Source organism: Paenibacillus sinopodophylli (genome assembly GCF_005930355.1).
GTDB classification, from domain to species: Bacteria; Bacillota; Bacilli; order Paenibacillales; family Paenibacillaceae; genus Pristimantibacillus; species Pristimantibacillus sinopodophylli.
Genome location: NZ_VDBO01000001.1, coordinates 128,343 through 143,814, shown reverse-complemented (window position 1 = coordinate 143,814; position 15,472 = coordinate 128,343). Strand labels below are relative to the sequence as shown.

General features: G+C 42.7%; 11 protein-coding genes. 2 read left to right on the top strand and 9 right to left on the bottom strand.

The window, feature by feature from the left end; genetic code table 11:
- Positions 1–16 precede the first annotated feature (16 nt).
- On the bottom strand, positions 17–1,285 hold the full coding sequence (locus FGT79_RS00465; protein ID WP_138750835.1) for a nickel pincer cofactor-dependent isomerase, group 22: 1,269 nt from the start codon (positions 1,283–1,285) through the stop codon (positions 17–19).
- Between the two features lie 244 nt (positions 1,286–1,529).
- Between FGT79_RS00465 and FGT79_RS00460 the strand changes: the two genes are divergently transcribed.
- Both FGT79_RS00460 and FGT79_RS00455 read left to right on the top strand, forming a co-directional pair.
- Complete coding sequence (locus tag FGT79_RS00460; protein ID WP_138750834.1) at positions 1,530–2,690, top strand: ROK family transcriptional regulator; 1,161 nt, start codon at positions 1,530–1,532, stop codon at positions 2,688–2,690.
- 677 nt (positions 2,691–3,367) lie between these two features.
- Positions 3,368–5,386: a methyl-accepting chemotaxis protein gene (locus FGT79_RS00455; protein WP_138750833.1), complete on the top strand. Its 2,019-nt coding sequence runs from the start codon at positions 3,368–3,370 to the stop codon at positions 5,384–5,386.
- A 200-nt stretch (positions 5,387–5,586) separates the two neighbouring features.
- On the opposite strand, the gene FGT79_RS00450 is transcribed toward FGT79_RS00455, so the two are convergent.
- The 8 genes from FGT79_RS00450 to FGT79_RS00415 form a co-directional block, all read right to left on the bottom strand.
- Complete coding sequence (locus tag FGT79_RS00450; protein ID WP_138750832.1) at positions 5,587–6,216, bottom strand: polysaccharide deacetylase family protein; 630 nt, start codon at positions 6,214–6,216, stop codon at positions 5,587–5,589.
- A gap of 268 nt (positions 6,217–6,484) precedes the next feature.
- Entirely contained in the window at positions 6,485–7,486 is a 1,002-nt protein-coding gene (locus FGT79_RS00445) for an NAD(P)/FAD-dependent oxidoreductase (protein ID WP_138750831.1), read from the bottom strand.
- A gap of 82 nt (positions 7,487–7,568) precedes the next feature.
- Positions 7,569–9,083 (bottom strand): extracellular solute-binding protein, encoded by a 1,515-nt coding sequence (locus FGT79_RS00440; protein WP_138750830.1) that lies wholly within the window; start codon positions 9,081–9,083, stop codon positions 7,569–7,571.
- A 52-nt stretch (positions 9,084–9,135) separates the two neighbouring features.
- On the bottom strand, positions 9,136–10,002 hold the full coding sequence (locus FGT79_RS00435; protein WP_138750829.1) for a carbohydrate ABC transporter permease: 867 nt from the start codon (positions 10,000–10,002) through the stop codon (positions 9,136–9,138).
- A gap of 24 nt (positions 10,003–10,026) precedes the next feature.
- On the bottom strand, positions 10,027–10,977 hold the full coding sequence (locus FGT79_RS00430) for an ABC transporter permease (RefSeq protein WP_171056022.1): 951 nt from the start codon (positions 10,975–10,977) through the stop codon (positions 10,027–10,029).
- Between the two features lie 168 nt (positions 10,978–11,145).
- Positions 11,146–12,744, bottom strand: coding sequence for a response regulator transcription factor (locus tag FGT79_RS00425; protein WP_171056021.1), 1,599 nt, complete (start codon positions 12,742–12,744; stop codon positions 11,146–11,148).
- Complete coding sequence (locus FGT79_RS00420) at positions 12,725–14,476, bottom strand: sensor histidine kinase (protein ID WP_138750827.1); 1,752 nt, start codon at positions 14,474–14,476, stop codon at positions 12,725–12,727. Before FGT79_RS00420 ends, FGT79_RS00425 begins: the two co-directional genes overlap by 20 nt.
- Positions 14,476–15,459 (bottom strand): helix-turn-helix transcriptional regulator, encoded by a 984-nt coding sequence (locus FGT79_RS00415; RefSeq protein WP_171056020.1) that lies wholly within the window; start codon positions 15,457–15,459, stop codon positions 14,476–14,478. Before FGT79_RS00415 ends, FGT79_RS00420 begins: the two co-directional genes overlap by 1 nt.
- Between the last annotated feature and the right edge of the window lie 13 nt (positions 15,460–15,472).

The following is a 15,472-nucleotide window of genomic DNA, read 5'->3' as shown; positions in this document are numbered from 1 at the left end:
ATTTCCCCCGCTACTGTTATAGTAAGTTGCCTTCGTTATCGAAAGGCAGTTCATACAAATCCTCGATGACTTCCATTTTGGGATGACGCTGTACGTCCTCCAGTAAAGCTTCGGATACTTCAATCATGCCAAGCTCCAACGTGTTTTTAATCCGAACCATTCTGACCTTTTCAAAATGTAAGATGTTGCAAGTTTTAATCGAAGCTTGGATCGTCTCTTTGTCATTGGGCAGTGTCGTGGCAATCTTAGTAGGTGCGACAACCGTGGACGTCAAACCGTTCGCATACGTTTTCTCCCGATCCATTTTGTCGACCAGCCTCTGCGTTGTAAAATCGGCTGTTCCAACGCCATTTGCATTTCCTTCACTCTGATGAGTGAGATCGAGCACCGCCATTTTGTTCACATCAGGTCCACCATGAGCATATGGCGTAGGGTACCTTCCTGTAATATTGGGGTCCATACCGTCACCGCTTATGTTCTTTCCGATCTGATCAATAATGAGAACATCCAGCTGTTCGAAGTACAGCTTAGGAAGCAATGCTTTCGCCTTAACAAGCAGCGCAGGCTCGTGCTCCACAATTTCTTCCTCAGTCATCGTTTCAATGAGCGTTACTTTATCGAAAGCATTCTCAACCGAAGCGACACCGAACAAGAACGGCTTATGCGCCATAATCATTTTGGCCATAGCCGGCACATTCTCAGCCATATATTTGAATCCGAGCTGATGACAAGCCTCCGCTCCCTTTTGCTTGCCCAGCCCAATACTGATCATCTTCATCATGCCGCTCTCAACCTCACCTCGGAATGCTGTATGAGGCTTAATTCGGTTAATAACGACCATGCCGTCCGCAGCGGCAGCATATTGATCCACATAGACAGGCAAACCATTAGGCAGCTCGCCGATTTGAACGACTTCCATTGACGATTTGATTTCACAGCCAACAGTCTCTCTCGTAATCCCTAGATGTGCGAGCACTTCACGCTGCCCTTCCGCCGTCGCTCCGCCATGACTGCCCATACTAGGTACGATGAACGGTTTTGCACCGGCGTCTTGCAGAAACTTCACGGTTACTGCCGTAATCTCTACAAGCCGATCAAGACCTCTGCTGCCGACTGCGATTGCGATTTCCATGCCTGGCTTTACTTTTCCTGCGATCGCTTCGCGTTGCAGCTTTGGCAATAGCTCACTTCCCAACTCATCGATCCTTGTCTCGTCGAAATTCACTTTAACCTTCGCCATTTTCGGTATTGGAATATCTTTTACAAGCTCTTGAAGAATGCCCATTATAATCCCTCGCTCCTTTGTTTGTCTGGTATCATTTTTCGTTCGATTTATTCATATTGACTACTGTTTATTATTCCTCCATAATTAATTTGTTTAGTAAACAAACAAATTATATTAATAATGTAACAAGGCTCTAATTCCTTGTCAATTCTATCTTTGGCCCAATTCACAGACTTTTTTATCCACCATGTTATAATAAACGCTTACTAAACTTATTCGTTCGGATTTGGAGGATTACATACTGATGGTAACTGGCGACGCATCCTATATCAAAAAAATGAATCGATCCTTGATCATGAAATATATTTTACAAAAGGGTATGATTTCCCGCGCCGAGCTTTCCAAAGCAACCGCCTTAACTCGAGCTACGATTTCGGCCCAAGTGTCCGATCTCATCGATGAAGAGCTGGTTCTTGAGAAAGATATGGCGTACAACCTCGTCGGGCGCAAGCCGATCATGCTCACCATCCATGCAGAGGCGGGTTATGCACTTGGTATTGATTTGGAATTAGGAAAAATCTCGTTCGCAGTTGCCAATCTGCAAGGCGCAATTGTGGAAACGGAATCCATACCTATTAATACGACGTTGTATACGGACATTTTGAGCCTGCTTCTAACAGCAATTAGATCCTACCAAGAACGGTATGCCACCTGCAGATATGGTATTGTTGGCGTAGTCATCGGCATTCATGGTCTCGTATCGACAGATGAGATCATTCACTACATCCCATCCTTCGATTGGCATAACGTAACGTTAAAAGCAGACCTCGAGAAATCACTTGGCTTCGCTGTACACCTGGAGAACAACGCTAATCTATGTGCATTCGCGGAGCGTACTTTCTTCCATCACGAATCAGACAATCTGCTGTGCGTTACGCTGTACACAGGCATTGGCTTAGGCATGATGATTAACCATTCCTTCTTCCGTGGACAAGATGGCTTCGCTGGCGAGATCGGCCATATGATTGTCGTTCCTGACGGCATTAGCTGCAATTGCGGCAATAAAGGCTGCTGGGAGAAATATGCGTCGGAAGCAAGTGTTTTTCAACAGTTAAACAAGGATAAAAACGGAAATCCACTTACCTACGAACAAATTCAGCGTTGGATAGCTGAAGGTAAGCATGAGGTCCATGCAGCGATGAAGCACTTTATTTACTATCTATCCATCGGATTAAATAACATTATCAACATTTATAATCCTGAAATCATGGTACTGGATAGTGAGCTGCTGCGGCTTTACCCGAACGCTCTGGATGAGATCCGTAACCTTATGCATTCCCGTATCAGCCATTGCCGCGAAATTAAAATATCCTCAATTGGCAGGCACTCTTGCGTCCTTGGTGCAAGCGCCCTCGCTATTCAAAAATTTCTCCAAGTCCCTACATTGAATTTACGTAGGAGCTAGTTGGGTTGCAACGTCCTCTTGCTGAAATAGATTATGATTGAGGATGAATATACGACTTACTTAAAAAGGCCCGCCAATAAACTGGCTGGCCAAACGGGTACTATGCACTGGACACTTTGAAAAGGGGGACTAGTGCGTAAGTACCCGTTTAGCTTAGTTTTTAAGTTCACTTGGATCTTTATCTGTCGAGATTGAAAATAATGACTAGTTAATAACCGTGTTACCCCCACTATGATTAGCACAACAATGACCGCCAAAAGCATAAAATAGAAACTGAGCTTATACATTCTCTTCATATATTCAACCTCTCCATTTATTTACTCACCAACCATTTCTGCATTAGGCATGCATAACATGTCTCATACGCAAAAGCAAACGCAACAGAGCCCCTGTAATCATCTTTTTAAGCAGTTAAGCCCCCCTATATTTATCAACTATCTGACCTTGCTGGTGAATGCAACTAAAACTTAACTAACCATCATTAGAACAAAATAAATAACATATTAATCACATGGATCATTAATTAAACAAGATATCTCCAAGTATTCCGCAAGCGTTTTCATTTTTAAATTAAATAATATGAAGAATTTACAAATTAAAAAGAAAATAATAGTCATAAAGTTATAGGGTGCAACCGATATTAATAGTACATACATTTTATACAGAGGAGAATAGTAATGCCCTTTAAGAATTCCCGTTTTATACACAACTTGCTTATTCTTGGATCGATTCGTCAGACTGCAGGTAGAATTGTCTTATCCACTCTGCTCATTGTTATCGTTTGTGTCTCAGTCCTCTCGTACACGTTCTATGTCCCAACCGCCAGAGAAGTTCAAATCCAAGCCGAGGAACAAATGGAGCTCTACTCCAGCTTGCTGGCCAAAGAAATTGATGCCAATTTAGTAGAGAAGCAAGCTATTATGCAAGTTATCGCTGAGCAAGGCTCTAAGGTAGAAGCTGATCGGGTGCAGCAGCTTGATTTCCTCGTCCAAGCCCACAAGCAGCATCCCGAATTTGAATCGATTTTTTTCTCGCTTGATTTGATCGGTGCCAACGCTGTTAACGTCAAAAATACGAACGTCAATGTAGCCGATCGGCCATATATCCAGCTTGCCAAAGCAGGCAAGCCGTTCATCTCTAATCCCGTTATTTCTAAGACTATGGGTACCATGGTCGTTATTGTTGGCGCTCCATTAGTTAAGGATGGCAAAGCCTATGGATTTTACGGGGCTTCCTATTCCATTAGCGATGCGGTACATGGTGTTAGCGCAGCTCAATTCGGGGAGACTGGACAAGCTTATATGACGCTGCCTGACGGAACGTTCCTCTCATACCCCGATGAATCGTATCTATTAAGCAAAAAATTGTCTGATCTAGGCATTGCCCCACTCGATCAAGCACTCACGAATGCAACCCAAGGCAATACCAGCGCAATTCATTATTCGGAAAATGACACTAAAAAAATTGGATTTATGAGTGTAACAAGCCTCAACTGGGTCATTACGATGTTTGCAGAGGAAAATGAAATTTTAAAACCTGTTCATACTTTGCTAAATTTAATCGTCCTAGTTGGCTCAGGCATTATTTTTCTTGCCCTCATCATAACCATTCTGATTGCTCTAAGAATTGTACACCCCATTCGCCAATTGACACATGGCATTGATGTTTTGGCGCAAGGAGACTTAACCTACCGCATTCCAGTCAAAGGCAAAAGCGATATTAGCAAGGCGCTTCTATCCTTTAACGCTGCTGGCGACCAAATGCAGCTGTTAATGACGGAAGTTAACGGCTTGTCAGAGCAACTGACAAATTCTGCGAAGCAGCTTGCTGAGGGATCGGATCAAGGCGCACGTGTGGCGCAAAGCATTTCCGAAGCGATTCTCGTCGTAGCTGAGAGCTCAGAGCGTCAAACGTCCAGCTTGCAGGATGGAAGCCAAGCAGCCGACAGCATTGCTGTACAGATTGATGGTATTGCTTCTTATAGTACGAATGCGGCAGGTATTGCTTCTGAGGCATCCAATCTTTCTGATGATGGAGCAGCCTCTATGGATCAGCTTAATGGAAGAATGATCGAAATGGAGCAAGGGATCAGTGAGCTTTCTCAAACGATTCATGCACTTAGCGGATTGTCTGGTAAAATCGGCGATGTCGTAAATATTATTAGTCAAATCGCCCGTCAAACGAATATTTTATCATTGAATGCAGCGATTGAGGCTTCTCGATCCGGAGAGGCAGGGCGTGGGTTTACCGTTGTAGCTTCTGAGATTCGCAAACTTGCCGGCCAATCGATGGAATCTGCAGAGCAAATTGCCGGATTCATCGGAAGTATCCGCATCGAAATTGATCGGACTCTGAAGGCATCCGAACAGACTGTCTCCCAAGCAGCTGCAGGAAGACATACTGGCGAGGAAGCCCGCGAGCTATTTGCCCGCATTCGCTCTTCCATTCAAGAAGTAGCAGCTAGTATTCAAAGCGTATCACAAGCATCTGGCGAAATGGTCTCTGGCACAAATACGTTAGTAGAATCCATCCGCCTCATATCCGACTCTGCTGTTGAAACTTCGGCAGAATCACAAAATGTTTCCGCTGCGGCAGAGCAGCAAATGGCTTCGATGGAAGAAGTAGCCTCATCCTCCGCAGAGCTTGCTAATATGGCTGAGAAGCTGCGTATACAAATTAATAAATTCAAGCTTTAATCTGGAGGTATAACAAAAGTCTCGCTGCATCGTCAATAGCTGGAGACTGTCCCCTAGTTATGGGACTGGGATTAAAACACCTTAAAACATGAAATAACCAGTCACCTCTATTCAACCGGTGACTGGTTATTTCATTTGGTTGGAATACGAACGTCGTTTTCGCCCCCACTACATCATGCAGACCATATCCTATGTAAGCTTTAATCTGTATCCTTCATATTTAGAAGCTCGCTGACCGTTACAAACTGATAACCTTGATCAGACAGCTCCCGTGTTAAAATTCGTACAGCTTCTATCGTTTGAGACCGATCCTCATAACCGTCATGAAAAATTAAAATACTCCCGTTTTTCACGTTCCTGCGTGTTACATTGAGAATATGATCAACTCCGGGCATTTCCCAGTCTCTTGTTCCCAAATTAAGGGCACCGATGGCATGGTACCCGAACTTTGATGTTATTGCATGCACATCCTCGTTATAGTCCAAATAGGGTGGCCTCATAACGGAAGGTGGTGCCCCCGTTATCTGAGTAATCAGTCTCTCTGTCCTTAAAAGTTCATTTTCGCATTGATCGATACTGATTTGAGTCATAAAAGGATGGGAATACGTATGGTTTCCAATTTCATGATTATGCGCGTGTACTGCGGCTGCTACTTCAGAATGTTGTTCAATCATTTCACCAATCATAAAAAAGGTAGCCCGTCCGGAAACCTCACTAAAAATATCAAGAAGTTGTGGTGTGTATAACGGATTCGGGCCATCATCAAAGGTAAATGCAACTACTTTTTGACTTGTTGGTACTTCATTAATGATATCCACATTTAAGCTCATTCTAATTCTCCTTTTCTTTTATTCAGAACCAGTAACGATAGCGCTATAATCTTTCTCAATAACATAAAGCTTTCCAATACGATGCATCGCTCCGAATTTCCATCGACGGGCGTTACCCCATTACGCTAGATTCCAGCTCGTCTAATATATGGTAAGGGATCGATATGAACCAGATCAAGTTTTTTTTGATCAAAGAGCAACCAAAAACATAAAAGCACTCCTCAATTTTTCGAGGAATGCTTTCAAATTGAACTTTATACTGGAAAATTTATTTCAGGCTTAGCTGTGGAATTTTCATGTGACTGCTATGTCCTGGAGACAGCTTCGCCTCTGGGTCGATGTAGGTCATGGCGTTGTTAACTGCCGTCGGTGCCTCCCCGAATCCGACTGCAATCAATTTCACCTTTCCCGGATATTTCGTAATGTCTCCAGCTGCAAAAAAACCAGCAATATTCGTTTGCATTCGACTATCTACTACAACGGCGTTTTGTTCCAAAGCAATGCCCCATTCCGCAATTGGACCTAGTGAAGATACAAATCCGTAATTGACAATAACGGCATCCACATCTATTTTCTCTACAATTCCTGAATGGCAGTGTTGAATCTTTACTTGCTGAATGTGGTTCACACCATCCAGAGACATCAATTCCCACGGTGTCCTAATCTCGATCGCTGAGTTTCTGAGCCGTTCTACGCTATGTTCATGAGCACGAAATTTATCCCGACGATGGACTAATGTTACCTGTTCAGCGATCGATTCAAGCATTAATGCCCAATCGACCGCCGAATCTCCTCCTCCACTTATTAATACTTTCTTCCCTTTGAACTTTTTGAGATCGTTTACAAAATAATGGAGATTCTCCTTCTCGAAGCGCTCCGCATGAGGAAGCTCAATCCGTCGAGGCTGGAATGCTCCTGCTCCCCCGGTTAGAATGACTGCTCTGGCATAATGCTCTCCTTTGTCTGTTACCACTTTAAACAATTGCTCTTCAAGCTTCGTTACACAAAGCACTTGCTCGTTCAAACATATATCAATGGGGAACGGCTTTATTTGCTCAGCAAGACGATCAACAAGCTCTTGAGCAATAACTTTAGGGAATCCCGGAATATCATAAATATATTTTTCTGGATATAAAGCTGCTAGCTGTCCTCCCAACTGCGGCATACTTTCAATCAGCTTAACGCTCGCTTTACGCATGCCGCCATAGAAACAAGCAAACATACCCACCGGACCACCGCCAATGACGAGAAGATCTGTCTTATTGCTCATCTTATATTTCCTTTCTATTCGTCATCTAACGCATTCTACTTCCAAACCAAGTAATGTAATGGGGGACACTAATATCACTTTGTTATTTCTTTGAATACCATTCATTCACCGCATCGATAGCAGCCTTCCCGCCCTTAGCATCGAACTCCTGTGTAAATTTGTCGAACTCCGACAAATCACGTTTACCCATAATAAATTTCATCGCGTTTTCTTCAGCAAAATTACGTAATTCCGGGAATTTTGAATCGAACGCTTCAATGGATGGCGCAAAGTTCGTTTCCTCACGCGATTTTTCAAATGCAAGCTGAGGCTCATAATACGGCAACAAGCTTTTGGCTTTAAGTCTTGCACCAATACCGAAATCCGTATCTCCTAAGCCGTACATCGAGCGCCATGCAATGTTGTCGCTCTGTTCCTTCGACTGCGTGTATTCCCCATTCGCTTCTGTGTAATCCTCATCCTTAATACCGTAATTGAGCAAGACATCCGTTTCCTGCTTATACAAGAAGTTTAGATACTGGGCTGCGCCAAGTTTGTTTTTTGCTTGTTTTGGAATAACAATGTACTGTGTTGAAATCGAAGCATCTTGAATCCCTGATTGTCCATTTATTCCAACTGGAGGTGCAATAAACTGAACAGACCCGCCATTCTTCTTTTCCTGCAATGCCTTGTCAACATCAATGCCTGATGAGAAATACAACGTGTTGAATACAGCTGTTCCGTTAATCAGCTTATCTTTGCTGTCTTTATTTACCGCAAATTCCGGATCTAACAGCCCTTCATCAAACCACTTTTTGAGAGTTGTTATGAATTCCTTGTATTCCGGCTGCACCCATGAGAATTTCAACTCTCCGTCTTTTACGACTGTAGGAGTGGACACGCCATATGCAGCGGCGAATGGGAAGAAGCCATCAAAGAAAGATCCCGCACTTGAGGTGGCCATGGTTAGCGGGGTAATATTTTTCTTCTCTTTAATCGTCTTCATTGTCGAATAAAACTCATCGATTGTTGTTGGCGCATTCAAGTTTAATTCCTGCAAAATATCTGCGCGTGCTAGAAGACCATTCCCTACCTTTAGCGCATTTCGATAAGGAATTGCATAAAGTTCCCCTTCATACCTCAATGCATCAAGCGACTCATTGCTTGCCATTGTGGACAAATTCGGAATTTCCTTTGCAATTAAATCATCAAGTGGTTCAAGCGCACCTTGTTTGGCCAATTTAAAGTAGTCGGATTTGCCAGCAACCATAATTAAATCGGGCACATCACCTGACGCAAAGATAATGGAGATTTTTTGCGATGGATTTTCATTTGGAAGTGACTCATATTGAATATTAAAGCCTGATTCTTCCCTTAGCTTATTAATGATTTTATTATTATTCATGGTATCTGAACCTTTGAACTGCTCCATTACCCCGTGATAAAGCCTTGTAATTTTCAAATCCTTTAGTGCTTTTGCTTCTCCACTGCTCTCACTCGTTGCTGCTGTCTGTTCAGATCCATCCTGACCCGCTTCCTTGTTCGTGCCGCACCCCGAAATAGCAAGCATACACATTACTACGCTAATACTAATGGCCACTGTTTTTCTAAAAAGCATGATTACGCCCCCCTAGTTCATTATTTATATGAAAGTCCAGATTAGAGATGGATTATCCCTTAACCGCACCTAACATAACACCTTTAACAAAATACTTTTGGATGAAAGGATATACACAAAGGATAGGAAATACGACGCAAATGATTGCCGCAGCCGTCGTAGATTCTGGCGTGAGTTCACTTAGAACTCCACCCGTCGTCATGTCTCCTGTCTTGGAATTCGACACGATTTGCATTAGGAATACTTGCAGTGGCATCAGATCTCTATCCGTGATATACATCATGGCTTGAAAGAAGCTATTCCAGTAACCGACGGCATAAAACATCCCGATCGTTGCAATAGTCGGCAGAGATAAAGGTAGATAGATCGAGACAAGAACCCGCAGGTTGGAGGCCCCATCCATAACCGCTGACTCTTCTAATGCCTCAGGCAGGCTCAAAAAATAGTTGCGGATCAGGATTAAATTAAACGGTGCCAAGGCCATTGGCAGCATAACCGACCAGAGCGTATTCAGTAATTCTAGCTGTTTCACAACTAGGTAGGTAGGAATTAGACCACCGCTGAAGAACATCGTGATGATAAAGAACAGCATAAACGCTCTTTTAGTAGGAAAGTTTTTTCTAGAGAGAGAAAACGCAGCTAGTATCGTGACAGCCATGCTGATTACTGTTCCAACTACGGTAATAATCAAAGAATTCCAGAATGAAATGTAAAATTGCTTATACGAGAGTACATATTCATAAGAAGCAAAGTTAAATCCTTTCGGCCAAAGCCAAATTTCTTTAGCTAGAAGATACGTTTCGCTACTCAATGATTTCGCTACGATATGAAGCAAAGGTAAAACGGTTGATAGTGAAAGTAACGACAATACAATGATATTTACATAACTAAATAGGGATACTCTCCGATTTCTTTTCATCACAAACCCTCTACTTTCTATTCTTTAGAAAATTCCTTCTTCCCCCATTTTCCTCGCAAAAACGTTCGCTAGAATAAGAAGTACGCAGCCAATGACTGACTTGAATAATCCCGCAGCTGTCGTTAGACCAAATTGCATAGAGCCTAGGCCCACGCGAAACACATACGTATCGATAATATCCGCCACATCATAGACAGTAGGGTTATACATAACAAGCACTTGTTCAAAGCCTGCATCTAAGATATATCCGATACGCAGCAAGAGAATTATGATGATGGTCGACTTTAAACCTGGAAGCGAAATATGCCAAATTTGTCGAAATCGATTAGCTCCGTCTACGGTAGCTGCTTGATATAGCTCTTCATTAATCCCAAGCAGTGCAGCAAGATAGATGATAGCTCCCCAACCTGCTTCTTTCCAAACATCTGAGCCGACAAGAATCCAGCGAAAAAGTCCTTCATCCGACATAAAAAAGATCGGTTGAAACCCTAACATTTCAATAATTCTATTGATGATCCCGCTGCTTGGAGATAGCATATCAATGGCAAGGCCGCCAATAATGACCCATGAAATAAAGTGAGGAAGATAAGTGATCGTCTGCACCATACGTTTAAGCTTGACGAGTTTGAGTTCATTCAGCAGCAAGGCTAGAATAATAGGAATCGGAAACCCTACGAGCAGTTTCATCAAGCTGATAATAACGGTATTTCTCACCACTCTTGGAAACTCATCAAAAGTGAATAGTTCACGAAAATATTGTAATCCTACCCAATCGCTCCTCCACACACCTGCCATAAAGTTATAATCTTTGAACGCAATAATAACGCCATACATCGGCACATATTTAAAGAGGAGGATAAGGATGACCGCAGGTAACAACATTAGATACAAATCCCAATACTTTAGAAGCTTCGATGACCTCCATTTTGTTAATTTCACTTCCCTAGTAACGACCGAAGAATTTGTCTTCATCATTTGTGATCTCCTTAGCTATCATGCTCTTTCTTGTTTTAACTATAGCCCTTCAGGAAATGAAAAAGTAGACTAATCCTTCTACTTTAATGACAACAAATTCTACGTTTTTGAAATGCAAAAAAGACACCAACAGTTCCTGTTGAATGTCTAGATTACATTAAAAGCTGTTCACTTGTTCATTTCACTCGGCTTAATTCCCCAGTACTTCTGAAAACTTCGCGAGAAGTAATTCCCGTTTTTATATCCGACACGTTCTGCTACTTCATACACTTTGCTCCCCGCTGCCAGCAGTTCCTTAGCCTTTTCCATCCGCAGTCTTAACACGCTATCCGAAAAAGTACTGCCGGTCACCTCTTTAAAGATACGGCTCGCATAAGCATAATTCATATACATCTTCTCAGCTACTAAATATAAGCTTAGCTCTTCTTCATATAAATGGCGATCAACGAAAGCCAAAATTTCGCTCACTGTAATATGTGTTCCCGATTTTCGGCGCTCGCTAATTGATCGGCTGATCCGTGTCATCATGCGATGCAGCCACTCCCTCAGTTGTTCCTTCGTTAGCAACTGATTAAAGTTAATAAAATCCGTGTAATCCTCGGCAAGCGTTTCGCGTAAGCTCCACCCGTGGGAGTTAACAATTCGCGTCAGTAATGACGTGATACGAAGAAGCATCTCTTTCGCATTGACAATGGTATGGTGCGGCGAGAACCCGATATCCATTAACTTGCTGATGAGCTCTGACCGCTTGCTCTCATTGCCTGTTTGCACAGCTATTTCGATCTCTTTCTCCAAATCATTCATATTCAGCCAGACTGACTTTGAGGGAGCATCGTTCCGATAAGGAATCACCGTTTCGTTGCCCAGCACGATGCGTTCCTGCAGCGCCATTCTACTCTGCTTATAAGCAATCGGCAGCAAGGCTAGATCATCCACACAAGTTCCAATGCCGGCACTGGCTGTTAGCTTCAAACAGGATTTAACCGTGCTAAGCAACCTACCGAGAAGCTGATTGACTTTACGTTGAAATCCTGATACTTCTGTACTTGAAGGGGCAAAAAAAATAATCGCCGTCAACCCGTCATCATCATGCAGCACTATGCCGTCCATGTCATCCATAACATCTCGGGTAATGTTGAAGAGGGAATATTGAATTAACGGCCGCTCCCCTGAATGGAAGCGACTATCGGTTTCGGCAATAGGGTCCATATCCAGCGTGACCGGCAAATAAATATTGCCTGCTAGAGATATGCCAATCTCCTGACTGCGTTTCTCTATTTCCCACGTAGACAAACGCCCGTTCAACCAATTTTTATAAAAGGATAGTTTAAGCTGAGGCAACTGCTCGATCCATCTCTGCTTCAACAGCACGATATTATGGATCGCATTCAATTCCTGTTCACGAAGCTGTTTCGCTCTTAACACCGTTTCCAGTACGAGCTCATTCTCCGCTGGCTTTACAAGATATTTAACGACGCCATAATCGATGCTGTCACGTGCATATTCGAAATGGTCAAAGCCCGTTAAGATAATGACCTTCACATGAGGATATTCACTCCTCAGTAGCTTTGCAAGCTCCAAACCAGTCATATCGGGCATATGAATATCTGTAATAACGATATCAATACATTCCTTCTCTACTGCCATAATGGCTTCTCTGCCGTTTCCCACAGCTCCGGCAATTTCAATGTCATAATCTATCCATGAAATGCCATAGGCAATCCGCTCCCTGACTTGAAATTCATCTTCAACGACGAGCAGTTTCATGATCTTCATCCTCCAACCGTATAGGAATAATTAAAGTGATCTTTGTTCCAAGCCCCTCTTCACTTTCAATCAGGACGTCCGCATCTTCTCCATAATATAGCTTCATTCTCGATTTCACATTTTTCAATCCAAAAAATTGAATCGACGGGCTTTCTTGCGGTACACGATAAAGCTTGCTTGTCAGTATACTTAGCTCCAGTTGGATTTGCTTCAGCAACGTTTCTGGCATTCCTATGCCTGTATCTTCTACCTCGATAAACAAATGCTGTTGACGAACTCTGGAGCGAATGCGCAGCTCGCCTTCGAACGGGCATTTCTCAAGTCCATGAATAATTGCGTTTTCTACAATGGGCTGCAGCAGCAATTTGAGTACAGGGATGGCCTCGGAGCCTTTTTCTAGATCAATTTCAACTGAAAAGTGTTCTGTTCGCATCTGCTGAACACGAATATAATACAGCAGATGCTGCATCGTTTCCTCTAATGTAAAATGATTCCGTCCTTTACCCAAGCTAACTCTAAAAAATTTGGCCAAATTCAACACCATCTCACTGATTTCTTTCATTCTGAATTTGACAGCAACCGAATAGATCGAATCCAGCGTATTATAAAGAAAATGCGGATTGATTTGAGATTGCAGCAAGCTAAACTCAGACTTCGCTAAGCGCAGCTCCTTCTCATAATCCTCCTCGATCATGATCCTCTGGGACTCCGCCATCTGATTAAAACCGTTCATCACGAGTCCGAATTCATCTCTTCGATCATGTCTGATTCGATAGTTCAGATTTCCCTTGCCAACGAATTTGAAAGCGCTTGATAATTGACGCAAAGGCTTCAATATTTGAATATAAATCAACCAGGCTGTCCACATGGCAAGAAGGATGCTAAGCAGAATAGTCAGATAGGTAAATAGCTGCAGTCGATGCGATTGCTTAAAAATTTCTTCCTTCGGCTGCTCTAATTGAATAGACCAAGCACCGTTTGCTTCTTTCATCGAGAACATGTCTAATGCATAAGCTTGCTTAGCAGCAGGATTGGTTTCGAGAATAATCTTGTTATTATAATATAGAGAAATGTTCATTCGTTCAGTCGTTTGGAGATGTTGAATCATACTCAGGAGCGACGATTTATTTACAGCAAATATCAAAGCATTCGGCTCAGGATTATCTCTTAAAACGTCTAGCAAACGAATATAGTAGATATTAGATTCTCTTAAATAAAAGTTTTGTTCCACGCTAGAATCCTCATTAGGAATATAAATGACCAAAGAACCGATTCCTCGAACGACTTGCCTGAACCAGCCTTCTTCACTCACCTGAGGCCATCTAAGCGCCCCGAGCGCTGTAGAAACACCGTTCCCACTCGCTCCATGTACAATATACGCCTCCTGAATGGCACCGTTAATATTGACAAGAGAGCTTAGTTGCTGCATAACGGTATGAATATCATACAAATGTGCAGGGTTAAGCGGATCTTCAATATCTCTAAAGATGTTTACGATATTAGGATTGGAGCTAATCAGCAGCGTTTGCTGATCCATCGTATTCGCTATTTGCTCCATATAGGCAAGTGACGTCAGGAGTGCACCTTTCGTCCGGTCACTAATTTGCACATTCATAATGCCTTGCGAATAATTGTTTGCAAATAGACTTACACCGACCAGCGGAATGAGAATAAGCAAAAAAGTTAAGGTTAACTTGAGCTGCAAGGAAAACGTAGTTCGCGTGCTCTTCACTATTGCCCCTTCCTCTCTATGCCTGAACCTCGTTGCGCAGCTCTCCAACCGCCAGGAGGTCTGCCGTAATATTTGCTGAAAGCATGTGTGAACGCGTAGGAATCAGAATAGCCTAGCATGGAAGAAACCTCACTAATCATAAAATGAGACGAAAGCAGCTCGGCTGCTTTTTCCATTCGCAATCGGTGCAAATATTGGATAGGGGATACCCCCATAGCCTCCGAGAACATCTTCGAGAAATAAGTGCGATGAAGAGATAAGAAATCAGCAACATCACGAACAGTAATATGTTCCATATAGTACGTGTCCATAAAAGCAACGCTTTTTGGAATCCAGTTCTCTTTGCCGTTCTGGTTCTTTTCGGACGGGTCCGTTGAAATCATAAGTCCAAATATGCGGTATAGGAGTGAACAAAGTTCATTATGCCGTTTTAGATCGTATTTTTGAGGAAGAAATAGTTGTCGAAACGTGGTTTCCAGTTCCTTAGACATGATTCCTAATAGGTAAGGAGATGCCTTGCTAAAGCCAGACGCGGCAAAAAGTTCAGGTGCCTGCGGTCCATCTATAGAAATCCATATCATCTGTAAATGGCTCTCACTCGGAGCTAGCCGGTAACGAAACGTACTGCCTGGTACCATCGCAAACACATCGCCTTTAGACAAAATAATTTTTTCTTTATCAAAGGTAAACTCTACCTTACCTTCCATAATAAAATGCATATTATAATACTCCAGAATCATTGGCCCTGAATGATAGCTAGGCTTAGCAATATTTCGACCAAGTCGGAGCGGCCAGATGCCCCCTTTCTTCGCGAATTCGTCAGGAACGAATAGCTTTGATTCAAAAAATTCCTTTGCAGTTTCCTGCACGCCAATCACCATCCTTTCATTTGTCACTTCTATTGTAGCAAATGGATAAGTTGATTGAATATCACAAATAAACGAAATAAAACCTCTCTCTTTGGCTGTTGCTCTAGCCAACATGAGAGAGGTCTTC